The 516-nt window shown below is 54.7% G+C and carries 1 protein-coding gene; it reads right to left on the bottom strand.

Annotation, left to right across the window (positions count from 1 at the left end; genetic code table 11):
- Nucleotides 1–123: 123 nt before the first annotated feature.
- On the bottom strand, nt 124–516 hold a 393-nt coding region (locus ACQGNJ_RS00020; protein WP_426687202.1), incomplete at its 5' end, for a hypothetical protein.

The following is a 516-nucleotide window of genomic DNA, read 5'->3' as shown; positions in this document are numbered from 1 at the left end:
CACGAAGTCGAAACGAAAATCCGCCAGCACGGCGGACTCGTTTTGCAGATCAGTAAGGGGTTTTTCTACAGCTTCAACGCTGGAGTTAAGCGGCGCCGGTACGGCGTCCGCTTGGACGAACAGTTAGATGCTTGCGCCGGCCCACATGAGGCCGATGACAAGCAACTGCACAACTACCGAACCGAGATAGAAACGCCAACCTGGTGGCCGCCCAATATTGGCTTGGACGTTGGTGTAGGCCAGCACATAGAAGTAGGAATATGGCAGAAGTGCAACGAAGGCGAAAAGAACAAACCAGATGGAGCTGAGGCTTTGCGCGCAGATCAGGGTCGTCACAAACCACGGGATGCCCAACAGCAGCATACGACGTACTTCGCGCTTGTTGAGTCCTGCAACAACGATCATGTGCGGTCCATTGCCATCTAACGTAGCTGTAGAAAAACTCCCTCGCAGCCTATCATTCGCGATGCCCGCAAAAAAGGCGGGAAACGAGGCGAAGCGACGATGGCGCGATAC

The sequence above is a fragment of the Rhodanobacter ginsengiterrae genome (genome assembly GCF_050026815.1).
GTDB lineage: Bacteria > Pseudomonadota > Gammaproteobacteria > Xanthomonadales > Rhodanobacteraceae > Rhodanobacter > Rhodanobacter ginsengiterrae.
Note: the sequence above shows the minus strand (reverse complement) of the source record. Positions and strands in the feature narration are given on the sequence as shown.